Source organism: Flavobacterium sp. CHNK8, assembly GCF_019774515.1.
GTDB classification, from domain to species: domain Bacteria; phylum Bacteroidota; class Bacteroidia; order Flavobacteriales; family Flavobacteriaceae; genus Flavobacterium; species Flavobacterium tiangeerense.
The window spans coordinates 1505622-1531664 of record NZ_CP081492.1 but is presented as its reverse complement, the minus strand read 5'-3'; the positions used below and the strand labels follow the sequence as shown (position 1 = coordinate 1531664).

At 32.7% G+C, this 26043-nt stretch carries 21 protein-coding genes; 6 read left to right on the top strand and 15 right to left on the bottom strand.

All coding sequences use genetic code 11. From position 1 onward, the window contains the following. Positions 1-9 precede the first annotated feature (9 nt). The 4 genes from K5V07_RS06365 to K5V07_RS06350 form a co-directional block, all read right to left on the bottom strand. Positions 10-969 carry a DUF4861 family protein gene (locus K5V07_RS06365; protein ID WP_221916829.1) on the bottom strand — a complete coding sequence of 320 codons (960 nt, stop codon included), beginning with the start codon at positions 967-969 and terminating at the stop codon, positions 10-12. Between the two features lie 117 nt (positions 970-1086). Further along, entirely contained in the window at positions 1087-2742 is a 1656-nt protein-coding gene (locus K5V07_RS06360; protein ID WP_221916828.1) for a RagB/SusD family nutrient uptake outer membrane protein, read from the bottom strand. A gap of 11 nt (positions 2743-2753) precedes the next feature. Next, the gene (locus tag K5V07_RS06355; protein WP_255577758.1) at positions 2754-5894 is read right to left on the bottom strand and encodes a TonB-dependent receptor; all 3141 of its coding nucleotides are present in this window, start codon (positions 5892-5894) and stop codon (positions 2754-2756) included. Between the two features lie 34 nt (positions 5895-5928). Then, on the bottom strand, positions 5929-7374 hold the full coding sequence (locus tag K5V07_RS06350; RefSeq protein WP_221916827.1) for a glycoside hydrolase family 28 protein: 1446 nt from the start codon (positions 7372-7374) through the stop codon (positions 5929-5931). Positions 7375-7680: 306 nt separating this feature from the next. Between K5V07_RS06350 and K5V07_RS06345 the strand changes: the two genes are divergently transcribed. Further along, positions 7681-8709: a LacI family DNA-binding transcriptional regulator gene (locus tag K5V07_RS06345; protein ID WP_221916826.1), complete on the top strand. Its 1029-nt coding sequence runs from the start codon at positions 7681-7683 to the stop codon at positions 8707-8709. Positions 8710-8800: 91 nt separating this feature from the next. Here the strand turns inward: K5V07_RS06345 and K5V07_RS06340 are convergent, their stop codons facing one another. The 10 genes from K5V07_RS06340 to K5V07_RS06295 all read right to left on the bottom strand — a co-directional run bounded on the left by K5V07_RS06340 (position 8801) and on the right by K5V07_RS06295 (position 19559). Beyond that, complete coding sequence (locus K5V07_RS06340; RefSeq protein WP_221916825.1) at positions 8801-10417, bottom strand: UxaA family hydrolase; 1617 nt, start codon at positions 10415-10417, stop codon at positions 8801-8803. 27 nt (positions 10418-10444) lie between these two features. Then, the gene (locus K5V07_RS06335) at positions 10445-11890 is read right to left on the bottom strand and encodes a tagaturonate reductase (protein WP_370632515.1); all 1446 of its coding nucleotides are present in this window, start codon (positions 11888-11890) and stop codon (positions 10445-10447) included. Positions 11891-12076: 186 nt separating this feature from the next. Further along, positions 12077-12892: an SDR family oxidoreductase gene (locus K5V07_RS06330; RefSeq protein WP_221916823.1), complete on the bottom strand. Its 816-nt coding sequence runs from the start codon at positions 12890-12892 to the stop codon at positions 12077-12079. Beyond that, complete coding sequence (locus tag K5V07_RS06325) at positions 12893-13573, bottom strand: bifunctional 4-hydroxy-2-oxoglutarate aldolase/2-dehydro-3-deoxy-phosphogluconate aldolase (RefSeq protein WP_221916822.1); 681 nt, start codon at positions 13571-13573, stop codon at positions 12893-12895. Positions 13574-13584: 11 nt separating this feature from the next. Then, the gene (locus K5V07_RS06320) at positions 13585-14607 is read right to left on the bottom strand and encodes a sugar kinase (protein WP_221916821.1); all 1023 of its coding nucleotides are present in this window, start codon (positions 14605-14607) and stop codon (positions 13585-13587) included. A 14-nt stretch (positions 14608-14621) separates the two neighbouring features. Continuing rightward, positions 14622-14969: a cupin domain-containing protein gene (locus K5V07_RS06315; protein ID WP_221916820.1), complete on the bottom strand. Its 348-nt coding sequence runs from the start codon at positions 14967-14969 to the stop codon at positions 14622-14624. 11 nt (positions 14970-14980) lie between these two features. Then, entirely contained in the window at positions 14981-16381 is a 1401-nt protein-coding gene (gene uxaC, locus K5V07_RS06310; RefSeq protein ID WP_221916819.1) for a glucuronate isomerase, read from the bottom strand. A gap of 16 nt (positions 16382-16397) precedes the next feature. Next, positions 16398-17183 (bottom strand): gluconate 5-dehydrogenase, encoded by a 786-nt coding sequence (locus tag K5V07_RS06305; protein WP_221916818.1) that lies wholly within the window; start codon positions 17181-17183, stop codon positions 16398-16400. 5 nt (positions 17184-17188) lie between these two features. After that, positions 17189-18025 carry a 5-dehydro-4-deoxy-D-glucuronate isomerase gene (gene kduI, locus K5V07_RS06300; protein WP_221916817.1) on the bottom strand — a complete coding sequence of 279 codons (837 nt, stop codon included), beginning with the start codon at positions 18023-18025 and terminating at the stop codon, positions 17189-17191. 88 nt (positions 18026-18113) lie between these two features. Next, complete coding sequence (locus tag K5V07_RS06295; RefSeq protein ID WP_221916816.1) at positions 18114-19559, bottom strand: MFS transporter; 1446 nt, start codon at positions 19557-19559, stop codon at positions 18114-18116. Positions 19560-20406: 847 nt separating this feature from the next. Between K5V07_RS06295 and K5V07_RS06290 the strand changes: the two genes are divergently transcribed. The 5 genes from K5V07_RS06290 to K5V07_RS06270 are packed head-to-tail and all read left to right on the top strand — an operon-like array spanning position 20407 to position 25149. Continuing rightward, positions 20407-21126, top strand: a complete 720-nt coding sequence (locus K5V07_RS06290) for a DUF547 domain-containing protein (protein WP_144891983.1) — start codon at positions 20407-20409, stop codon at positions 21124-21126. A gap of 41 nt (positions 21127-21167) precedes the next feature. Further along, complete coding sequence (locus K5V07_RS06285; RefSeq protein WP_221916815.1) at positions 21168-21566, top strand: toxin-antitoxin system YwqK family antitoxin; 399 nt, start codon at positions 21168-21170, stop codon at positions 21564-21566. Positions 21567-21570: 4 nt separating this feature from the next. After that, the gene (locus tag K5V07_RS06280) at positions 21571-22260 is read left to right on the top strand and encodes a glycosyltransferase family 2 protein (protein WP_221916814.1); all 690 of its coding nucleotides are present in this window, start codon (positions 21571-21573) and stop codon (positions 22258-22260) included. A gap of 1 nt (position 22261) precedes the next feature. Further along, positions 22262-23743, top strand: coding sequence for a cellulose synthase family protein (locus K5V07_RS06275; RefSeq protein WP_221916813.1), 1482 nt, complete (start codon positions 22262-22264; stop codon positions 23741-23743). 41 nt (positions 23744-23784) lie between these two features. Further along, on the top strand, positions 23785-25149 hold the full coding sequence (locus tag K5V07_RS06270) for a mannosyltransferase (protein ID WP_221916812.1): 1365 nt from the start codon (positions 23785-23787) through the stop codon (positions 25147-25149). On the opposite strand, the gene K5V07_RS06265 is transcribed toward K5V07_RS06270, so the two are convergent. Continuing rightward, entirely contained in the window at positions 25146-25997 is an 852-nt protein-coding gene (locus tag K5V07_RS06265; RefSeq protein ID WP_221916811.1) for an EamA family transporter, read from the bottom strand. The two genes, K5V07_RS06270 and K5V07_RS06265, sit on opposite strands and share 4 nt — an antisense overlap. Positions 25998-26043 lie beyond the last annotated feature (46 nt).

Genomic DNA, 26043 nt, shown 5'->3' with positions numbered 1-26043 from the left:
TCTTTATGATTAAATTTTGCCTTTTTTGTTGAGTCCGATTAGTTTTACATCCAAGTATTTTACAAAAGCTTCTTTGTTTTTAATTCCGTCTTTTTCCTGTTCCCAAGCACCTAAAAAATAAAACGTTACGGGTTGAGTTGAAGGATTAAAAATTAAAAGATGATCAAATTCTGCATTTACTTCAGATTCTATTGTACTCACTTCGTAGAAAATGGCCATTCCTAACTGATCAGGAACAAGAGATTGTTTACCATAAGTAGCTAAATAAGCCCATCTTTTGTTTTGACTTACTTTTTTGAAGACTTCTGTGTTTTTTTGTTTAACAATTCCAGTACAAATTCCACTTATTGCTTTAGAAGCTTGGATAGTATGTTGAGTATGACGTTGATTTGGAGCAATAGTTAATCGAGAAGTGAAATCTATTTTTTCTCCCGCTGTTTTCCAACCATAGTATTGAATATATACGCCAGAAGATTTGGATTTATTCTCCACATTAGCAAGTGTAGAATCGACTTCATAAAAGTGTAATCTTTCGTTGTTTAGATATCGATCTATAGATCCTATACCGATACCTTTACCTGCTTTTAAAATATCTGAACCCCAATCACTCATTTCGTGATAAGAGTCAAAACCATCTTGACCCACTTGAGGTAAAACGACAGCATCTGTTTTTTTTCCAAAAATATCAATGGCATTTCTCCAATCTAGATACAAACGGTATCCAATTTTGTTGCTTTCCCAACCTGGACCTTCGTAACGAATATCAAACGAATGATCCGTATGTTCTGGCGCAAGTTTCAACTTTTGAACGTTTTTAAACGTACCACCGATGTATTTTCGACATTCCCATTTTCCGCCTTCTTTCACAGATATTTCAGCGTATGTTTTTCTATTTTTATGAGGATTTTGTGCTAGTGTAGAAAGGGAACTCAGTAAAAAAACACCTAGTATTATTTTTATATTTTTCATAACTGTCTTTAACTAAAAAAATGATGAAATGTAAGAGAAAAAGGAGCTTGATACAAACATCAAACCCCTTTTTTTAACAAACTCAAAAAAAATTATTGAACCAAAATCTTTAAATTATTAATAAGCTGGATTTTGTGGATAATTGGTACTTCTATTTAAATCTAATACCGATTGTGGTATTGGTCTTAAAACTTTCAAATTCCCATTTTTTCCATTAAAAACAGCAGCACTAGTTATTTTTGGGTTGTATAAAACCGTTCTAGCTACAAGAGTACCAGTACGTTTTAAATCAAACCATCGGTGGTACTCACCCAGTAATTCACGACCTCTTTCGTCAAGAATAGTATTAATATCAATAGTTGTAAGCACTGGAATTACTCCTGCAGTTCCTCCACCAGCTCTTCTTCGTACTTCGTTAAGTCGTTGTAAAGCTGTTGCAGGATTACCCGCTTTCAAATACGCTTCGGCAGCAACTAAATACGTTTCACCTAAACGCGATATGATAAAATCTCGGGTACTTACTCTGTTATTAGTAGCTGTTCCGTAAGGTGCCGTTGGATCATCAAATTTACGAACTGGAATTGTCGCATAATCCGCACTAACATTAGATGAAGATGCGAATGTTCCCCAATTGTGGTATCTAAATGTAGCTGCATTTTGATATCTTGGAGTATTCGCAGTTTTCCAAGCAGCTCTGTCAGCTAATGTGAACCAGCTAGGCTCATAAAAGTCAGTTATTTTTAAAGTTGATTTATCAGTCACCTCATAAAAAGCATAGTATCGCGTATAAATTTCGGTCATAAAAGAACCTTCCCAACGACGATCGCCTTTTTCGAATAAAGATAATGCATATGGTGTAGGTAACAAGGTGTAGCTTCTGTTAGGATATGGATTCCCAGTTGCTGCAGGTCCTAAATAAGGTCCAAAATAATACCCTTGGGCATTTCCTAAAGTTGTAACTCCTGTTGAATTTGCAAGTGGTGAAAATTGAACCGAAAAAATAGTTTCAGCATTCATTTCATTTCCTGGTCGAACAACGTTATCAAATGACACATTTAACTGTTGACCACTAATTACTTGGTCAGCTAATGATGCAGCTGTTGCAAAATCATTTGAAGCTCCAAAAGTTTCATAACCTCGTGTCAAATATACTTTTGCAAGCAAATTTTGAACTGCTCTACGATTAACCCTTCCTGTGTATCCGCCAGTAGCTACTGCAGGCAAAGCCTCTGTTAAATCCTTTAAAATTTGTGTATATACCTGTTCAGCAGTATTTCTATCAAATGATTGAACTGGACTTTTAAAATAGTTAAGAACAAGAGGTACACCACCATAGGTTTGAACTAATAAAAAATAAGCATTAGCACGTAAAAACTTCAATTCTCCTACTCTAGCATTTAAATTTGTGTTTGGAGCAGTTAATGGAGCAAAGTATAAACCTGCATTGGCTTGCTGTATTGCGGCATAACACGTTTTATATAATTGATCTACTCCATCCGATGTCGAATCTAAATTAGCATATTTACTCAAACCATCAGGTTCCATATTTCTTCCTTCAGAATATAAGTCGGTACCCGCTTCAAACAACCACGGATTACCCCCATAAATATCTTTTAGCATGAAATAATTGGTATTTACTAAAGCTTCAAATCCAGGATTGGTTAAGTAAAACTCTTCTGGATTTCCCAAAGATCTGTTGTCTTCCTCAATAAATGAGGAACAAGAATTCATTGATAATGCTAGAATCCCTATAATTACTATAATTTTTTTCATTTTAATTTAATTTAAAATTTTAAACTTACTCCCATTTGAATAGTAGTAGATGCTACACGATTGATTGCTTGTGACGCTGTAGCCCACTCTGGATCATATCCCTCATAATTTGTAAACACAAATGGATTTAAAACATTTACATACAATCTTAAATATTTAATTTTCAATTTTTCTAATAATTCATCATCAAAACTGTAACCAAATGACATGTTTTGGATTTTAACAAATGAAGCGTCTTTATAAAAAGCAACATCATTATTAGTATAATACACACCAGCAGCTCTTGGCAAAGGATTCGTATTTGAAAATTGTTGAGGAATACCCGCACCGTTTGCTGGTACGTACCAATCTTGAAGATCTAATTTTTGGCGACCACGATCATTCACATCTGCAAAGTTGTTGTGAAAATCACTAAAAACAGTCATCCCTTGATTTGCTATTAAAGACAATCCAAAATCAAATTGATGCACTTTTAATGAAGTAGAAAAACTTCCTGTCCACTTTGGATCAAAATTACCTAAAATCGCTCTGTCATTGTTCCCATCTATTCTTCCGTCATTATTTAAATCTTTTACACGTGCTTCACCCGGCAATTGATTGTAAATTGCTGCTTGAGCTCTTTCGCTCTCTTGCCAAACACCATCAAAAACAAAATTATAATATGAATTAATATTTTCACCTATGAACAAATTATTTCCCACATCACTCACCTCTTTTTGGTTGTAAATAGAAACCAATTTGTTTACGTTTTTAGTGAAAGTAAAACTTGTCTCCCATGTAACATTTTTAGTTTGAATATTTTTAGTAGAAAGAGCAACCTCTACACCTTTATTGCTTACAGATCCTACATTTGAAGTAATGATAGGAATTCCCATTTCTAAAGGAAGCGCTTGTTGAAACAACAAATCATCCGATAATCTATCATAAACATCTACACTTCCCGAGATTCTGTTTCTTAAAAACCCAAAATCCAAACCAAAATTAGTTTCTCTTGTTCTTTCCCAAGTAAGCTCTGGATTTCCTAAACTTGAAGGAATAAAACCATTGCTTAAAGTGGTACTATTGTAATCATAAAAAGTTGAATTTCTTAGTACACTCAAACTTGAATAAGGTGTAACATTATCGTTACCTGTGTATCCTAAACTGGCTCTCAATTTTAAATTACTAATGAAAGAAACATCTTTTAAGAAACTTTCTTCATTTACCTTCCATCCTACTGCAACCGATGGGAAAGATGCCCATTTGTTACCTTTGGCTAATACTGATGAACCATCGGCTCTTATAGTACCAGTTAATAAATATCGTCCTTTGAAGGTATAATTCAATCTCGCCGCATACGAATTCAAAGTGTTTTTAAAGAAGTTTGAACGAACATTATACGTGTTTTGAGGACCTGATCCAAGATTGTTAAAATCAGTATCAAATGGGTTTTCACGAGAAGATAAAAAAGAAGTTTCGGTTGTATTACTGTATAAACTTTGCAATCCTAAAAAGTTGAAAACATGATCCTTATTTAAGGTATAATTAATATTGAATTGATTATCCCAAGTATAATTGAAATTTTGAAGATTGTCAATTTCTCCTGAAAGTAAATTTTTATTCGCTATTCCAATATTAGTTAATGGACCAAAAGCTTTACCTCTTTTTGAATCTAATTTACCAGCTGAGAATGTAGTTTTGAAGGTAAGCCAACTAGTAGCTTTGTACTCTGCAAAAACATTACCTATCGTTGTCCAGTTAACACGTTGATCTGTTGAATTTTCAATTTCAAGCAATGGATTTATAGATCCTGTTTTATTGATAGCCAAAGTACCGTTTGGATATCTTAATGTTCCTGGCTGTAACGCCAATGTTCCAATGATTTCATTACCTGCCGCATCAATTGCCCAAGGTGAAGTAAATGGATTTTGTCTAAAAGCTTCTTGCATAGCGGTTGGGCTACCTAGTTGCTCATCTGTTTTTGATAAAGTTAAATTTACCCCTAAACCAAATTTGCTATTAACTTGATGATTTATACCTGCTTTGAACGTATATTTATCAATACTTTCATTTTGAACGTTTCCTGTTTCTTTTTGTTGTCCTATTGCTAAGTTGTAAGCCATCCCCGACTCTCCTCTACCTGAAATAGATAAGTAATTATTTTGTGTCATAGCACCTCTCAAGACCGCATCAGTCCAGTCAAAAGTTTGGTTTCTAGCAACTCTTTGTAATAAAACATTGTTTGTCCCAGTAGCTCCTACATTAGCAGTCAATAAAGCTGGAGTTATACTAGCATAGTTAGGTACTGTTGAGGAAAGTGATGTAGGCAAAAAAGCCGCTTGATGGTAGCTCCACCATTTTTCCCCACTCATAAATTGTGGTAATCGTGCTACTTGCTTGTTTCCATATGAAGTTTCATAAGAAACATTGATTCCTGATTTTGCACTAGCGCCACCTTTTGTAGTAACAATAATTACTCCACTAGCTCCTCTTGAACCATATATTGCTGCAGAGGAAGCATCTTTCAAAACATCCATTCTGGCTATGTCCTGTGGATTCAAAAAATCCATATTGTCAGTAGGAACACCATCAATAACAAATAAAGGCTTTGAACCGTCTTTATTAATAGAATTAGAGCCACGAATAACAACATTAAAACCATCCCCTAATCTACCTGAGTTTGATGTTACTTGAACTCCTGCAATTCCACCTTGAATAGCCTCTAGAGGATTAGTAACATTTCTTTCAGTAATTTTAGCCGATGATAGAGTGTTTACTGCACCTGTTAAATCCGTTTTTTTTACGCTACCATACCCCACAATCACAACTTCTTTCAAAGATTGAGATTCCTCAACTAGAGTGATTTTAACAGTACTTTTTCCTTTTACATTTACTTCCTGAGTAACAAAGCCTACAAAACTAACCTGCAACACTGCAGTTTCCTTAGTTAATTTTATATTGAAATTTCCAGAAAAATCTGTACTTGCGCTATTACGTGTTCCTTTTTCAACCACATTTACACCAGGCAATGTCAATCCAGCAGCGTCTGTAATAGTTCCTGAAACAGAGGAAGGTTGCTGAGCCTTCATCTCCTGAACTGTAAACAAGCTCAGTAATAAGAAAAAGGCAACATAACATGCAGAGCCTTTTTTTAATAAATGTCTGAAATTCATAATTTAATAATTTGGTTAGTTAGTATAATAAAATTTAAATCTTTGTTGGTGTGTTTACTTTTACACCATTGATATAGGTATTGGTTAGTTTAAGCCCCACCAGATTCTCTATGGAAAAAGCTTCTTTTACTTTTATAATTTTTACATTTTTAAAAGTCACATTTTTTATAGGAGATTGTTCATATCCTTTGGCAAGTATACCATACATTCCACCGTTTTGGACTATTATGTTTTCTAAATGTATATTTTGAATTTGAGGAATAAAAGTGCCTGGTTTAGCGCCATAAACCTCATAAAACATGTTTAATTTTAATACTGCCTCTTTAACTTGTCCTATTTTTAAGTTTCTTACAAAAACATTTTCAATAAGTCCACCACGATTTGAATTCGTTTTAATTCGGATTGCTCTGTCTAAATTTGGACTGTCCATCACACAATTTTCAACAAAAACATTACTCACTCCTCCGGATATTTCACTGCCTATAACTACACCACCATGTCCATCAATCATCTTACAATCTTGCACAATTATATTTTGACTTTTCATTGCTACACGCCTACCATCAGCATCTCTTCCTGATTTTATTGCAATACAATCATCTCCTGTATTAAAAACACAATTCTTAATTAATACATTCTTAGAATATTCAGGATCACAACCATCATTATTAGGACCATCACTCTCTACCGTAATTCCATCAATGGTAACATTTACTGATTTTATAGGATGCACAATCCAGAAAGGAGCATTTATTATTTTCACATCTTTTAAAAGCACATTTTTACAATCAAAAAATTCGACAAAACTAGGTCTTAAGTAATGGCCTTCGCCAAAAATACGCTCTTCAACAGGCACTCTTTTTTCAGCTAAATCAATCAATCGCAAACGGTTTAGAGGATCGTTTTGATTGGGTTTTCCTTCTTTCCATCCATATTCTTTTTTAGAACACCACCACCACCAATTTTCATTATTGGCTTGACCATTTAAAACTCCTTTACCCGTCACGGCAACGTTCTTTTTTTGATATGCATAAATTAATGGAGAATAATTAATTAATTCAGTTCCTTCCCAAGAGGTATGCACCAGCGGATACTCTTTTGGGTTTGTACTAAACACTATTTCTGCACCTTGCTCTAAGTGTAAATTAACATTATCCTCAAGATGAATAGGCCCCGTTAAAAATTTACCCGCAGGTACAATTACTTTCCCACCACCATTCTTTGTGCAAGCACCAATTGCTTTTTTAAAAGCCTCACTTGCATTCATTACCCCACCAGATTGAGCACCAAAATCAGTAATACTGTAATTTTTATTTGGAAAATGAGGAACCTGAATACTATCTAATATAAAAGCCATTTCTTTCCATGGATTTAAACCTTCAACTTCTTTTGTTTTAGTTGTGGAACAAGAAATTAACACTATACTCACTAAAACGATAGATAAGAATAACTGAACTGTATAAGAGTGTTTTACTGTCATTTTATTTTTAAAAATTAAAAAATGCGTATACTTATTAAATACTGCAATCAAGTAATGCAATCGATTACACAAACGTATATATTTATTTTCATTTTACCAAAATTAAAATCATAAAAATAGCAGTACTATAAAAAAAAGATTGTTTTTATTTACTTAATGCAATATATTATCATTTAAATTACATTATAAACAGGTGTACATTCGTGAAAATGAAACTAAATTTGGATTTATACAATCGATAACATAGCTGTATTATTAACAAAAAAGTATTAGTTTTACAGCATCAATATAAACTACTGATTCCCAATGAGTGAGAAAATAACAATTTACGATATCGCAAAAGAGCTCAACATATCAGCAGCCACTGTATCAAGAGCGCTAAATAAAAACCCAAAAATTAGTGAGTCCACCATTATGCTTGTTCTAGATACTGCCGAAAAAATGAACTACAAGCAAAACCGACTTGCACTTGCTCTACGAAGTGGAAAAAGCGGAAATATTGGTGTAATTGTTCCTCGTATCAATACTAATTTTTTTGGATCTGTTATTCGTGGTATCGAAGAGGAGCTTCACCCTAATAAATACAACGTCATCATTTGTCAAACTCATGAAGATGAAAATAGAGAAATTGAAAATATAAACACCTTACTTGACGCACAAGTAGATGGGATTATGATTTCTATTACAAATGAATCAAAGAAAAATGAAAAAATAATTCATAGGGTTTTAGAAAAAAATGTTCCGCTAATCTTTTTTGATAGAAAGAAAAATATAGATGGCGTAAGCTCCATTACTATTGATGATTTCAAAGCGGGTTATATGGCTACTAAACATTTAATAGATCAAGGCTGTACGAAAATTGCACATTTGAGTGGTGATCAATCTCTTGAAATTTATGAAAATCGTTTTAAAGGATATCAAAAAGCATTACTAGACCATGGATTTCCTTTTATAGAGGAATATGTTATTCGTTCTAAAAGTAATTTAGAAGAAGGAGCATTGGTAACCAAAACATTATTACAACTAGAAACACCTCCTGATGCTATATTTTCGGCGAGTGATTTTGCTGCATTAGGAGCCATACAAGAGTTAAAAAGTCAAGGTTTTACTTTGCCACAAGATTTTTGTGTGGTGGGTTTTGGAAACGAACCCTTTACAAAATTTATGGAACTTTCTATCACAACTATAGATCAATCCCCACAAGAAATGGGAAAAATGGCTGCAAAAGTATTTTTAGAACAAATGAATTCTTCAGATAATTTTAAAATTGAAAAAAAGATTGTTCTCAATCCAATATTACACATCAGAAAATCTTCCTTAAGAAATCCAGAATAAAAAACGGGTCTTGCTATTGAGCAACACCCGTTTTTAATTAATTCTATTTAGTATTCAATTAAAAATAATTGAATAAAATTTATACTTTGATTTACAAGGAAACGCCTCTCTTCCAAGGTATAAAATCATTCTGATTTAGTAAGGCAGCTTTTGTTTTTATGTCGCCGCTTGCCACTTGAATAATAAATTCCAGCATTTCATCGGCCATTTCATCAATTGTTTTTTCACCTGTTATAATACCTCCCGTGTCAATATCAATAATATCAGACATCTTTTGTGCTAAATCAGTATTAGAAGAAATTTTTACAACTGGTGCAATAGGATTCCCTGTTGGCGTTCCTAAACCTGTGGTAAAAAGAACCATATTGGCTCCAGATCCTACCATAGCAGTAGTACATTCAACATCGTTTCCTGGAGTGCAAAGTAAATTCAAACCTGGTTTTGTAATATATTCTCCATAATCAGAAACACCAACAATAGGTGAAGTTCCACCTTTTTTGGCTGCTCCAGCAGATTTCATTGCATCTGTAATCAAACCATCTTTAATATTACCAGGTGACGGATTCATATCAAATCCTGAGCCTGCATCAACTACTGTTTTTTCGTACCATTTCATTAGTTCCAAAAATCGAACTCCAGCCTCATCATCAACACAACGGTTCACTAATTCTTGTTCTACTCCACACAATTCTGGAAACTCTGAGAGTATGGTAGTAGCACCAAGAGCCGTCAACAAATCTGAGGTAACTCCCAAAGTTGGATTTGCTGATATACCTGAAAAACCATCAGATCCACCGCATTCTAAACCAATAGAAAGTTTAGACAAAGGAGCGGGTTTTCTTTCCAATTCATTGGCTTTTTTTATTGCTTCAAAAGTATCTTTAACAACGCTACTCAACATAGCTTCAATAGTACCTATTTGTTGCTGATCATAAATCAAAACCGGTTTTGTACTCGTAGGATTTATTTCGTGTAGCGCATCTTTAAAAATTTGGATTTGTAAATTTTGACACCCTAAACTTAAAACAGTTGCACCAGCAACATTAGGATTATTTACATAACCAGCTAATAATTTAGCTAAACTATGTGAATCTTGACGAATACCACCGCAACCACCCTGATGAGTTATAAATTTCACTTCAATATTTTGAAACAAATCTGAATTTTGTGTCTTTGAAATCGTTTCGTTTTCCCCGTTTTCAGCACTTACTAATGACCTTAATAACAATTGATAATCATTCTCTTTTGGCTTCATAAGTTCTTTTTCAAAAATATCTTTTAAGATTTCAATATTTCTGTTTTCACAAAAAACAAGCGGAAAAAACAGCCACACATTTTCGGTCCCTACTTGACCGTCTTCTCTGTGGTACCCATTAAAAGTTCGACTTTTCCATTTATCAATATTAGGAACTTCCCAACCAATAGTTTCTGTTTTTCCAGATACAGCGTCACTTTCATGCTTAACATTAGCAGTAGAAAGTAACCCACCTTTTTCTATAAATGCACTCGCTTTACCAACTAAAACTCCGTACATGATGATTCTATCCCCTAAATTTAAATCATTTAAAGCAATTTTATGCTTCATTTTTACTGCAGCAGTAATGGTAATTGTATCATTTTCAAAATTGATATTTTCACCAGCTGTAAGATTAACTAATGCAACTGCTACATTATCTGATGGGTTTACTTTTATTAATTTCTTTTGCATAATAAAAAATGTAGTTCGTTGATGAAGTTATTTTTTTTGACTGAAATTAGCATAGCCCTTTTCAATCCCATTTTTTTCAATTTCCGTCAATGCTAACACTAAATCATTGGATAATCCATTAATTGCATTTAGATCTTGCCCCCAAAAACCAATATTTGAAAGCGTTTTTTGAACTACTTCCTCTAAACTATTTGTTTTCCAAACATCCTCAAAAAAAGTTATAATTTCGGGATTGTCATCAAGGGGCAGTTTTTCTCCGTTCCAAGTTCCTTGATAAAAACGAATGAGACAAGCAAAAGAAAACGTAAGATTTGTAGGTGTTTTATCAAACTTTTTAACATATCCCACAATACTTGGTAGCACTCTAACTTTAAATTTATCAATAGAATTGAGCGCAATACTTGATAAATTATGTTTTATGAATGGATTTCTAAAACGGTCTAAAACGTCCTCTGCAAAAAGATCAAGTTCAACCTTGTCCATTGCTATGGTTTCATTTATTTCTTTAAAAATAGCATCATTGACAAAAGAGCCTGTAAAAATATGGTCTACAGTTTGTTTTACAGTTTCATTACCAAATAGCAATGAAAATGGAACCATTGCAGTATGAGCACCATTTAAAATACGAACTTTTCTCGTTCTATACGGCTGCATATCATCTACAATTTTTACATCTAAACTGGTTTTGTGAAAAGGTAATTTAGCTCTTAAAGCGTCACCACCTTCAATAACCCACAGAAAAAAGGTTTCAGCAGTTACAATTAAATTGTCGGTATACTCTAATTGATTGTTGTATTCTTCAATTTCAGTTCTTGGATAACCAGGTACAATCCTATCAACTAGCGTATTATGAAAACTATTATTTTGGTTTACCCAATCCATAAAATCAGTGCCTAAATTCCAATCATTACTGTATTTGATAATGAATTCCTTAAGCGTATCTGCATTATTATTAATTAATTCACATGGAATAATACACAAACCTTTACTAGGATCACCGTTAAAAAACTTAAATCTTTCGTATAAAAGAAGTGTTAACTTAGCGGGATAAGAACTAGGTGGTTGCATTGAAGGAGTGTCTGATGAGACATAAGCAATTCCAGACTCAGTAGTATTAGAAATCACAAATTGAAGCTCCTTTTCTTTGGCTAAAGCCAAAAAATCCTGAAAGTTTACATATGGATTAATCCCTGTAACCAAGTTTGTAATTAATTTTTTCTCTTGGATTTCTTGTCCTTTAGTTAATCCTTTCAAGAATAGCGTATACAAACCATCTTGATTATTAAGCAAGTCGACCATACCATTCTCTATGGGTTGAACAACTGCAATTCCTGCATTAAATTCTAAAGAATCATTAAGCTCTTGAAAAGCATAATCAACAAAAGCTCTTAAAAAATTACCTTCGCCAAATTGCACCACTTTTATAGGATTTAAGACCTCTAGGTTTGTATTTTTTCTATTTAAATTCATGATTTTAAATTATTTAAAACTCTTTTACGACACTTGTAATACCCCTAAAAAAGTAGAAATTTTATGAAAGAGTATTATAAACGACTTACTTTTATGCTTACATCCTTTTATTCTCTATGAGGAGTTAAGAATAACGATCAAAAAAACACGGTATAAGTCGCTTATTATACCTTTACTATAATACTATATTTATACTCCACTAAAAATTGTAAAGCCACCATCTACTGTAATTTTAGAACCGGTGACAAATTTTGAGGCGTCACTTAACAACCATATTAATGCTCCTGCAAGTTCATCAGGATGACCAAAACGTTTGAAAGGAGTGCTTTGCAATACTTGATTTCCTCTATCAGTAAGAGTTCCATCTTGGTTTGTAAGTAAGGTTTTGTTTTGTTCTGTTAAAAAAAAACCTGGCGCAATAGAATTCATTCTGATGGCATCTCCATACCGTTTGGCAAGTTCTGTTGCAAACCATTTAGTGTAACTGTCTATTGATGATTTAGCTAAACTATACCCTAAAACTTTAGTTACCGCCAGTTGAGATACTACAGATGAAATATTAACTATACTGCCCGATCCTGCTTGTTGAATACTTGCACCAAAAACCTGTGTAGGTAAAATGGTTCCCAGTAAATTTAACTGCATCACTTTTTCTAAGGCATTGATGTTAAGACTAAAAATATCCTGATCTGGTTGCACAACGGCATCTGGAATATTTCCTCCTGCAGCATTTACTAAACCATCAATCCTACCAAAAGCATCTAAAATTTTATCCCTAGCCAAAAGCAATTGGGCTTCATTTGTAACATCTGCAAGTAAGGCAATGGCACTTCCACCTTTATCTTGTATTTCTTGAACTCTTTGATTTGCTATTTTTTCATTTCTGCCTAAAATACCAACAATACCTCCTGCGCCAACAATACTTTTTATAAATGAATACCCTATAATTCCAGTTCCTCCAGTGACTACAATCACCTTCCCTTTTAATGAAAAATTAGTTTCCATTTACTTTTTATTTTCGTCTCGAATTTGTTTTATATTTTCAAGGGTATTTCTTACTTTGTTTTCAAGTCCAATAAAATCTTGATTTTCTATAACAACTTGTGATATTAATTGAGAACCAATACCCACACAAGTCACACCTGAATCAAACCAACTTTTTAAGTTTTCTTTATCTGTAGTTACACCGCCAGTAGGCATAATACTAGTCCAAGGACAAGGACCTTTGATTCCTTTGACAAATTGAGGACCGTATACATCTCCAGGGAAAAGTTTTACAATTTCACATCCTAATTCCTCTGCACGAGCAATCTCTGTAAGGGATGCGCAACCCGGTGACCATAGCACTTTCCTACGATTGCAAATAAGTGCAATATCTTCCCGCAATACAGGCGTAATAATAAAATTAGCTCCAAGTTGCATATACAGCGATGCTGCAGCAGCATCAGTAACAGAACCAACACCTAGAATCATTCCTGGCAGTTCTGATAATGCGTATTTACTCAAGGCTCCAAAAACTTCAAAAGCAAAATCACCACGACTGGTAAACTCCATCAATCTGGCACCACCATCATAACATGCTTTTATAATTTTTTTTCCAAGTTCTACGTCATTATGAAAAAACAATGGGACTAAACCCGTTGATTCCATTGCATTTGCTACTTCAATTCTAGAATATCGTGCCATATATTACTATTTTATCGTGAAACTAAACCAGATCCGTCTCCATCTAGCATGTTTTCTATTTCTTTTATTGTAACCAAGTTATAATCTCCAGCAATGGTATGTTTTAAACAACAAGCTGCAACTGCAAAATCTAAAGCACGTTGATTACTTAATGGAAAATTCAATAATCCATAAATTAAACCACCCATAAAAGCATCCCCACTACCCACTCTATCCACCACAGGCGTTACTTCTTTTACCGCTGCATTACTTATATGCTCACCATCATATAATATCCCTCCAATTCTTTGGTGAGATGCACTCACAGAATAGCGGAGTGTTGTAGCTGCAATTTTTAAGTTAGGACATAGCTGAAATAATTTACCGTATAAGGACGGCAACGAAACTAAGTCTTGATAATTAGGTTGCACTTTAGATAAACCCAACATAAAATATGCTGTATCAATATCACCTAAAATTACATTACTGTATTTAAGAATTTCTGGCATAACTTCACTAGGAGTTTTACCATATTGCCACAATTTAGATCTATAATTTAAATCACATGAAATAGTTAATCCCAATTTATGAGCCACAAGAACAGCCTCTAAGCAAGCTTCTGCAGCACTATTAGAAATTGCTGGAGTAATACCACTCCAGTGGAACCATGTTGCACCCTCAAAAACCTGTTCCCAATTAATTAACCCTTTCGTAATTGTAGCCATAGCACTGTGTGCCCTATCATAAACCACATTACTACCTCTTGTTCCTGCTCCAGTTTCTAAAAAATAAGTACCCAAACGTTCTCCACCACGAAGAATGTTTTTAGAACTTACGTTCATTTTTCTCATTTCTTTCTCTGCACAAACTCCTATCTCATTATCAGGAATTCTAGTAACAAATTCAGCTTCAATTCCATAATTTGCCAATGATGCCGCTACATTAAATTCACCTCCACCGTAAGATGCTGTAAAAGTTTTGGCTTGTTCAAAACGCAAATGTCTTTCTGTTGAAAGTCTTAACATTATTTCGCCAAAAGTGACTACTTTACTCATTCAATATTCCTTTACTATTTAATAAAATCAGCTCTCATAGGACTAAAAACATCAATCAAAATACCTTCTTCTAAGCATAAAACACCATGCAAACTATTAGAAGGAACCTGAAATGAATCCCCTTTTTTTAAAACACAGGTATCAGATTCAATGGTAACCTCAAATTTACCCTCGGCTACATATGTCAGTTGTGTATGTGTGTGCTTGTGCATAGGTCCTATAGCGCCATCTTTAAACCTAACATTCACCATCATAACACGATCATCAAATCCTGTTAGCTGTCTTAAAACACCAGTACTAGCAATTTCCCATTGCATTTCATCTGCCAAGAAAAATAATTGATTGGAACTATTTTTAGACATAAGCTTTTGAATTACAAATTAAAATACTCTTTTGCATTGTGATAGCTAATGTCTGAAACCATTTTACCTATCCATTCCATATCTGGTGGTAACTCTCCCCTTTTAATTTCATCACCTAACAAATTACACAAAATTCTACGGAAATATTCATGTCTTGGAAATGATAAAAAACTTCTAGAATCAGTCAACATACCTATAAAACAACTTATTAACCCCATATTAGAAAGTGCGTTCAATTGTTTTGTCATTCCATCCTTTTGATCTAAAAACCACCATCCTGAACCAAATTGCACTTTTCCTTTTACGCTACCATCATTAAAATTACCAATCATCGTAGCCATAACTTCATTATCAGCAGGATTCAAATTATAAATTATCGTTTTAGTTAATTTATCTTGGCTATCCAAAGCATTTAAAAAACGAGAAAGTTTTAACGCTTGCGGATAATCTCCTATAGAATCCCATCCTGTGTCTGGCCCTAAAATACGGTGCATTCGCTCATTATTATTTCGTAATGCTCCTAAATGAAACTGTTGAACCCAGCCATACTTGTGATACGTTTCGGATAAAAACAATAAAATCGCTGATTGAAATTTAAAAGCCTCCTCAGTAGTTATAGACACGTTTTCTCTTTTCTTTATAAAAATACGATTTACTTCAACCTCAGTAAAATTTTCGAAATAAATCTGATCCAAACCATGATCACAAAGTTTACAACCGTTCTGATCAAAATAATCAATTCTTTTTTCTAAAGCTACGCACAAATCAGCATACGAATCAATTGAAATACCTGCAGCGTCACCTAATGAATTCATATAAGCATTATACCCATCGTTTAAAATAAGAATAGCTTTATCTGGTCTAAAAGCGGTACTAACTTTAGTTTCAAATGGGTTTTTAGTCAAAAACTGATGGTGTTCTAGAGTGTCAATTGGATCCTCAGTTGTACACACAAAACTGGCATTTACTTTTTTTAACAAGTTTTGAGTACTGTATTCTTTTGAAGCTATTTTTGCCGATGACTCCTCATAGATTTTTTCGGCTGTTTTTTCATTTAATAGCTCATGAATATCAAAATATCTAGCAAGTTCTAGGTGTGTCCAATGAAACAATGGATTACGCATAGTATAAGGAACCGTTTTAGCCCATTGTAAAAACTTATCTTTATCGGTTGCATTTCCAGTAATAAATTGTTCCTTAATACCCAGAGTTCTCATGGCACGCCACTTGTAATGATCTCCATTTATCCAAACTTGAGTTATGTTTTCAAAAATTTTATCTTCAGCAATATACTGTGGTGACAGGTGATTATGATAATCTATAATAGGCTGATTTTTAGAAAAATCATGATACAACTCTTCTGCATATTTATTTTCTAATAAAAAATTATCGTGTATGAATGGCGCACTCATTTTTTTAATTTTTGAATTAATTTTCGTTTGTAGGTTTCCCAATAGTGGCCAAAATTCCACCATCTACATATACAATTTGACCATTTATAAAGTCACTAGCTTTTGAAGCCAAAAAAACAGCTGTACCTGCTAAATCTTCAGGATTTCCCCAACGTGCAGCTGGCGTTCTATTGATTATAAAATCGTTAAACGGATGACCATCTACGCGTATAGGTTCTGTTTGTGTAGTGGCAAAATATCCTGGACCAATCCCATTAACTTGAATATTGTACTTTGCCCATTCTGTAGCTAAATTTCTAGTAAGCATCTTGAGTCCACCTTTTGCAGCAGCATAAGCAGATACGCTATTGCGTCCTAGCTCACTCATCATAGAACAAATGTTGATTATCTTGCCTTCTTGTCTTTCAATCATTTGTTTAGCAACAAGTTGAGACATAATAAACGGACCAACAAGATCTACATCAATCACCTTTCTAAAATCAGCAATAGGCATATTAACAGCTAATTCTCTCTTAATAATACCCGCATTGTTTATTAAAATATGAATATCACCTTGCTCTTTTGTAATGCGTTCAAGATTTTCTGCTGCTGCATTCTCATCCGTAACATCAAATAAATAACCCGAAACGGTATATCCTTTTTGTGAATAATAAGCAAGAGCTTCTTCCATTTTTGAGGATGTAGTTCCTGTGATAACAAGTGCTGCACCAGCTTGAGCGAGACCTTCGGCCATAGCCAAACCTAATCCGTGGGTTCCACCGGTAATCAAAGCTCTTTTTCCTTTTAAATCAAATAAATTCATAGGTATTATCTTAGTTCATTAGGTGCTACAATATCCATATCTCCATAATCTAAATTCTCTCCAGCCATACCCCAAATGAAAGAGTAATTACTTGTACCCGCACCTGAATGTATAGACCATTCCGGTGATAAAACTGCTTGGTGATTTTGCATAAAAAGATGCCTTGTATTTTGTGGCTCTCCCATAAAATGACACACTGTTTGCGGAGCTTGAATATCAAAATAAAAATAAGCTTCCATTCTGCGATCATGAGTATGAGCGGGCATGGTGTTCCAAACATTACCCGGTAACAACTCTGTTAGTCCCATTTGAAGTTGACAGGTTTGTACAATACTATTTACTATCAACTTATTTAGAATGCGTTTATTAGCTGTAATTTCATCTCCCAGCAGAATGATTTCTGCATTTTCTCTACCAATTTTTTTAGTTGGATAACAAGTATGCGCTGGTGACGAATTAATATAAAACAAGGCTTGTTGTCCATCAGCATTTGCAAAAAAAACCTCTTTACAACCTTGACCTACATAAAGTGCTTCCTTAGTATTCAATTCATAGACAACTCCATCAACGGTTACAACTCCGGCTCCACCTACATTGATTATTCCCAATTCTCTCCTATCTAAAAAGTTTTCAGACTTTAAATATGGAATTGTTTCTAATTTTAAGCTTGATTTTACTGGCATAACTCCACCAACAACATACCGATCATACATGGAATACGTAAGCTGAATTTCATCAGGAACAAATATATTTTCTATTAAAAACTGTTCTCTCAATTCATCGGTTCCATACTTTTTAAAATCAGTAGGATTGGTAGCGTATCTAAAAGAAAAATTTGTCATGTATTATTTTTTTATGTAATCGATTGCACAAAGGTACTTGATAATATAAAACTTTGGCAACATAGTTTATAAATATTTTGAATTTGAACTACAGAGAGGTAATAGGACTGTATTTAGGAACCAACGACTTCATTACTATCCAGCCCGTTAAATAACACACAGCACAGATTGAAAAAATAATAAAATATCCAGCCTCAATACCTTTGAAACCCATAAAAATCATATTCGTTTCTTTTGAGTAATCAAATAAAACTCCAGAACCTTTATTTATTAATGTCGATCCAATTCCACCTGCAAGACCACCTATTCCTGTTATGGTAGCAATGGCTTTTTTAGGAAACATATCTCCCACAGTTGTAAAAATATTAGCAGACCACGATTGATGTGCCGCTCCTGAAATCCCAATAATAATTACTGGAAGCCAATAACTAATATGCCCAAGTGGTTGCGCTATGAGTGCTAAAAGTGGAAAAAAAGCAAATATAAGCATGGCTTTCATTCTGCCCTCATAAGGATTCATTCCTTTCTTTTCTACGAAATAAGTAGGCAACCAACCACCAATAATTGATAATAATGTAATCATATAAAGCACAAACAATGGCAATGCTGATTGTGTTGAATCCATATTATAAACAGAACTTAAATAGGCTGGTGTCCAAAATAAGAAAAACCACCAAACTCCATCAGTCATGAATTTGCCAAAAGCAAATGCCCAAGTTTGCTTGTATTTAAAACAATCACTCAAAGAAACTTTTGTTGTAGTCTCAGGAACATAGCCCGCTAGTTTACTATCGGCAATATCATCTTGTTGAATGTATTCTAACTCTGATTGTGAAACTTTAGGATGCTTTTCAGGTTTATCATACATAAAAACCCAGAAACCCATCCATATAAAACCAAGTGCACCAATAATTATAAAAGCCATTTCCCAACCAAATGCTTTAGCAATAAACGGAATTGAGATAGGAGCTGCTAAGGCACCTACTGTTGCACCAGCATTAAAAATACTGGTCGAAAAAGCTCTATCTTTCTTAGGAAAATACTCTGCCGTAGTTTTTATTGCAGCAGGAAAATTACCAGCCTCACCCACCGCTAAAACAAATCGGGCAAAAATAAATAAGGTTACACTAACATTTATAATTAATCCCGTGTCATTGACTGTTTTTAAAGTTTCTTTTGCGCCTTCAAAACCCACAAACCAATTGCCAGTGATAATTCCCGAAGTGGCAATACCACAAAATGCATGCAAGCAAGCACCAAATGACCAAATCCCGATTGCCCACAAAAAACCTTTTTTGGTATCCATCCAGTCTACAAAACGACCTGCAAACAACAATGAAACTGCATAAAAAATAGAGAATAACGCAGTTATGTTTCCGTAATCATTATTAGTCCAATGAAATTCTGGTGCTATAAATTCACTCCAAGTTAAGGATAAAACTTGTCTGTCTAAATAATTGATTGTTGTTGCAAAAAATAGCAATCCACAAATAGACCAACGATAGCTTCCAATTTTATTACTTTTTTGATTCATATTGTTGTAGATATGATTTATTATATTAATTCCTGACTATTGAGCGATGAAACATTTTACCAATAACTATTTAAACTTAAAAAAAGATAAAAATATAAAATGTAATCGATTGCACAAATATAGATGTAAAAAATGATTATCCAAATTAATTACATATAATTTTAAATAAACAACTCAAAAAAATGTATTAATTAAAAATAACAATAAACAAATACATATTTTATAAGTTAACTGTTAATAAAGGTAAAAAACAACCCTTTCAGCAACATCAATATGCTTTAGAAAAAAACCAAATAGTGATATTTTATTTGAGTATTTTTATAACTGCCCAATACATTAAAATACAAAGCAATAGCGTACTAAATACTTTAAATAAATAAGTATTTGCTATCACAAATAGAAAATGAAAAAAACTAAAAATGTCAAACTCTCGTAAATGAACCTATAAAGTGAAACAGTAATGTCCACTTTGTCAAATTGGATCCATTAGTACATGTTATCATTTAAAGAAAGTGAATGTATTGATAAATAAATGAGTATTTGATTACTATAAGTTCATTGAAATATTGGGAATTGTCGAATTAAAAGCTAAATGAACAATATTTTAGATTGTCTATATAATTATTATATCTTTGCGCAAAATTTGGAATAGAGTTTGAAGTACTGAATTCTAAATTGTAAAATGAATTGCATCTTCATAGTATTATTTTTTAGTTATATATGTTAAAACATTTATAATTAATAAGTTAATAATAACACGTTATTGATGAAAATTCACTGACAACATTAAAAATTAAATTTTAAACTAAATAGATTTTATAACCAATACTAATTAAAGAATTTCAAAATGAAAAAAATTATTTTAACGCTTTGTTTTTTTGGCTTGACATTGATTTCAAAAGCTCAAACAACAGAATTATTTTTTGAACAGGCAACGATGTTCTTGAAGAAAAATGTAACTCCAGAGGGTAAAGTAGATTACTTTTCAATCAAAAAAAGTCCTGGAGAACTTGTTTATATTTTGAGCAATATAGAAAAACTAGACACTAAATTTAGCGATAAAAAAGTAGCAAAAGCATTCTGGATTAATGTATACAATTTACGTGTCATTAAAAGTGTAGTTGATAAATTCCCAATTGAGTCAGTTGAAAAAGTTCCAGGATTTTTTAGTACTGAAACTTTTTTAGTAGGTAATCAAGAACTAACTCTAGATGATATTGAAAATGTAATCTTGAGAGATTTGTTTTTTGACCCTGCTATTCATTTTGCATTAACAAGTGCAGCAAATGGTGGAGCGCCACTATTAAACACTGCTTATTTACCTACAACAGTAGACGAGCAAATTAAATCAAGAGCCACATTAGTAATTAATTCAAAATATTACTTTTATGTTGACAAAGAAAATAAAACAATTGAGTTACCAAAAATATTCGAATGGTACAAAAAAGATTTTGCAGTAAACTATTTTAATGAAATTGATTTTATCAATCTATTTTTAGAGAAGAAAATTGACAATAAATTAACTGTAAAAACTTACGATTTTGATTGGAATTTAAATAAAATATAATCCTATATGGCCCTACCGCTGTGTAGGGCAAATAGAATTATATGAAAAAAATATATTATATTATTTCAGTACTTTTTTTACTATGTTTAACACCTGTACAAGCACAAAAAACATATTTAAAAATTTATTACGATAATGGAAAAATAAGTTCTGAAGGTTGGATCAACCTAAATAAAAAAACAGATTACTGGTTCTTTTACCATAAAAACGGTAACAAAAAAGAAGAAGGACATTACTTTAATGATAAAAAAACAAAGTGGTGGATTGTATATGATGTCAACGGCAAAATTCAAAGAAAAATTGAATTTAATAACAATCTTGAAAATGGTTTAAGTATTTTTTACAACGATGGTAAAATTTACAAAGCAGCAAGATACAATGCCGGAGTAAAAATAAAAGAATGGACATCAATAGCGAGTTATAAAAAAGACAATCCATAAAACAATGAAAATAATTAAAGTAATCATACCCGCATATAATGAGGAACATGCTATTGAACATGTTATTAATGAAATTCCAAGTTATGTGTCAGAAATTATTGTAGTCAATAACAACTCCACTGATCAAACAGTAGCGGTAGCCCAAAAAGCTGGCGCTACTGTATTATCAGAAAACAGAAAAGGATATGGTCATGCCTGTTTAAAAGGTCTTGATTACATAAATACTACTCCCAACACACCCGATATAGTTGTTTTTCTTGACGGTGACTACTCAGATTATCCTGAAGATCTTTCAAAATTAATTGCTCCCATCTTAAATAACACAGCTGACTTTGTCATTGGCGCAAGAGTCCCTGAGTTAAGAGAAAGTGGATCGATGACACCGCAACAAATTTTTGGAAATAGACTAGCCACTGTGTTAATGCGTCTTTTTTTTAGATCTAAATTTACTGATTTAGGACCGTTTAGAGCCATAAGATATGATACTTTACAGTCACTCAACATGGTAGACAAAACCTATGGTTGGACTGTTGAAATGCAATTGAAAGTGCTTAAAAAAAATATCCGTTATACTGAAATCCCTGTTCGCTACAAAAATAGAATTGGAGTTTCAAAAGTATCCGGTACTGTAAAAGGGACTATTATGGCAGGAGTTAAAATTATTAGTTGGATCATTAAATACGCTTTCAAATAATATGTTAGTACTATCTTACATCATCCTATTTTTTTATAGTGTATCTATTATATTGATCTTCTTTTACGGCCTTTCTCAATTGAACTTATTGGTTAATTACCTTAAAAGTTCCAAGAAAATTTTAAAATCGAATCAATTTGATTTTAATAACCCAAATGAAATTCCAAAAGTTACCATTCAACTACCTATTTATAATGAAAAATATGTGGTAGAACGCTTGTTGCATACTATTTCTAATTTAGAATATCCAAAAGAAAAATTAGACATTCAAGTATTAGATGACAGTACTGACGAAAGCTTAACCGAAAACATACATATTGTAAATGAATTAGCTGCAACTGGTTTAAATATAAAACACATTACCCGAATCAATAGAATCGGTTTTAAGGCAGGTGCATTAAAAGAAGGTTTAAGAACTGCTGAAGGCGAATTTATTGTGATTTTTGATGCTGATTTTGTGCCACAAAAAGAGTGGTTGTTGCAAACTATTCCGCATTTTAAAGATCCAAAAATTGGAGTGGTACAAACTAGATGGGGACACCTAAATAGAGATTACTCCATATTAACAAAAATTCAAGCCTTTGCACTTGATGCACATTTTACATTAGAACAAGTAGGCCGAAATTCACAGTCTCATTTTATAAATTTTAACGGCACTGCAGGTGTATGGCGTAAATCTTGTATTATTGATGCTGGAAACTGGGAAAGTGATACTTTAACCGAAGATTTAGATTTAAGTTACAGAGCACAATTAAAAAACTGGAAATTCAAATATTTACTTGATGTTGTAACTCCTGCAGAGCTTCCAGTTATTATAAGTGCTGCCCGTTCTCAACAATTTCGTTGGAATAAAGGTGGTGCTGAAAATTTTGTAAAAATGAATCAGCGTATTATTAGCGCAAAAAATATCAATTTTAAAACAAAAATTCATGGATTACTACATTTGCTAAATAGTTCTATGTTTTTATTTGTTTTTACAATGGCACTGTTTAGTGTACCGGTTTTGTTTATAAAAAGTTGGTTCCCGCATTTGGAAGTATTTTTTAAAATTTTAGCATTTTTTGTATTTACCTCAGTTGTTTTTTTTACATGTTATTGGTTTACTTACAAAAAAATATATGGTGGAGGATTTGTAAATTTCATCAAATACATTGGTTTATTTTTTACTTTTTACAGCATTGCCATGGGTTTTACGTTTCACAATACCATTGCTGTTGTTCAAGGACTTATTGGAAAAAAAAGTGATTTTATCCGTACCCCTAAGTTTAATATCGAAAATTTAAAAGAGAAATGGAAACAAAACAGTTATATCAATAAAAAAATATCAAAAAATATAATCATTGAAAGTCTGCTACTCCTCTATTTTCTTTTTGGAATTTACAGTGGAATTCAATTAAAAGACTATGGATTACTTCCGTTTCATATTATGCTGTCCTTTGGATATGGGTTTGTGATTGTTAATTCTTTCCGACTTGGAAACTAAAAAGTAATTCCATTATTTAAAATTTTATTCGCTTACGCAAAATGAAAGCACTTAGTAACTCATGTAAACTTTATACACTATTGAGCGCTGTATGCTATACCTACATAGGCTATTTCATGGAGCGAAAAGATTTTGTTGTTTTACTTTTATTATTTGGTGTTTTATTTTTCTCGTTTGTAAAAATCATCCAGGAGCAAAAAGAAAACACCAGCTATTTACTTGGTTTAGGCCTTTGTTTAAGAATCATATTTGCATTTGCCTTACCTAATCTTTCTCAGGATTTCTTCAGATTTATTTGGGACGGGCGCATACTCTTAGAAGGATTTAATCCTTACACCAATTTACCCAATGATTTAATTGTTAACCCCAATTTTAATATTGCTCAGGCACAGGAATTAATTAAATCTATGGGGAGTCTCAGTGCGTCTCATTTTTCAAATTACCCGTCTATTAACCAACTTTTTTTTGTGATAGCCGGGATCTTTGGTAACCAATCCATAGTTGTGGCAACCGCTGTTTTGCGATGCATTATCATTGCAGCCGATTTTGGTACAGCTATTTTTGGAGCAAGATTATTACAATCAATGGGTTTCGAAAAGTATAAAATATACTGGTACATATTAAATCCATTGGTACTTATAGAACTCACAGGAAATTTACATTTTGAAGGTGTTATGCTGTTCTTTTTTATATGGGGCATCTATTTATTGCACGAAAACAAGTGGAAAACGGCTGCAGTAGCAATAGCCTTATCAATTGCAACTAAACTCTTGCCACTTATACTACTTCCATTATTTTTTCAAAAATTAGGATGGAAAAAAAGTTTTGTATTTTATGCCTTAGTTATTGGCATTAACATACTGCTTTTCTTGCCGTTTTTATCAACCGCAATGGTTGCGAATTATTCAAATACAATTGCTTTATGGTTTGTAAATTTTGAATTTAATGCCAGTTTCTATTACATCATCAGAGAAATAGGTTTTTACTATAAAGGGTATAATATCATTCATAGCACCGGAAAAGTAATTCCAATTCTAATAGTATTCTTTATCATCGTACAGTCCTTTTTTGGTAAAAACAAAACCACACCAGACTTACTAAAAAGTATATTACTTGTGCTAAGTATTTACTTTTTTGTATCTACAACAATACATCCGTGGTATGTGATAAATCTTGTTCTAGTCTCGGTTTTCACAAAATATAAATTCCCAATTGTATGGAGTTTTACAGTTGTATTGAGCTATTTTGCTTACTCTGGTCAAATATTCAAAGAGAATTTAATGCTTATTGCTATTGAATATTTAATTGTTTTTTGGTTTATGTTTCGTGAATTAAACATTAGACCCTTAGAAGTTTATAAAAGATTACAATCTAAATTTTCAAATTCATTTTCTATAAAAGCTTAAGATTGCTGGGATAACACAATTAAGAGTATCGCAATTAAAGCAATAAGTAAACCTAGATAATTTTTTACAGACAACTTTTCTTTGAAAAAAACAACACCTATAACACTTCCTAAAATTATAACTCCTAAATTCATTCCTGCAAAAACAGTAGATGGATTTGCAGTAAATACTTGGTGCGCCTTGAGATAAAAAAGGATGTTCCCAAAATTAAACACCCCCACGAGACCACCTAACAAAATGTTTTTTAGAGTTATTTTAGATGAGTTTACAACTGTATCATAACATACCACCAACAGCATAATAACTAATGCTATCGAAAAAACGACAACCAATGAACTGGTAAAAGGCATCGTTGTATAAAGTGCAATTTTCTTGAAAAGAATATCGATGATTCCAAAACCTAGTAAAACTAATAATGGGTAAGTCCAATTTGTTTTTTCTTTTGATACAGGTTTCATCAATATCATAAGTATAGCTGGGAAACCAATTATTAGCGCTACAAGTTTGTACATATTAAAAGTTTCCTCAAAAATCAACCACGCTGCCAAAATAGGAATAAATAAAGAAAGTCTTTGAGCTGCATCTGTTTTTACAATCCCCACTTGTTTTATTGAGGTTGCCAAAAACAAAAAAACTGTTGGCAATAAAAAACCGATACTAACATACAATGCCCATGGAGCAGTGGATAAAGAAGTAAATTTAAAATCGAAAAAAAAGAAACATAAAAGTATGGCAACCGCATAGTTGGTTGCTACCATTTGTATAGCACTAGAGTTGTATTGTCTAGATAATTTAAAAATCACACCTACAGTAACACTACAAACTACACTAAGTAAAAGATAAATCATGTTTTTTCCTCAAAATTACTATTTAAGTACCAATTTTAAAAATAGC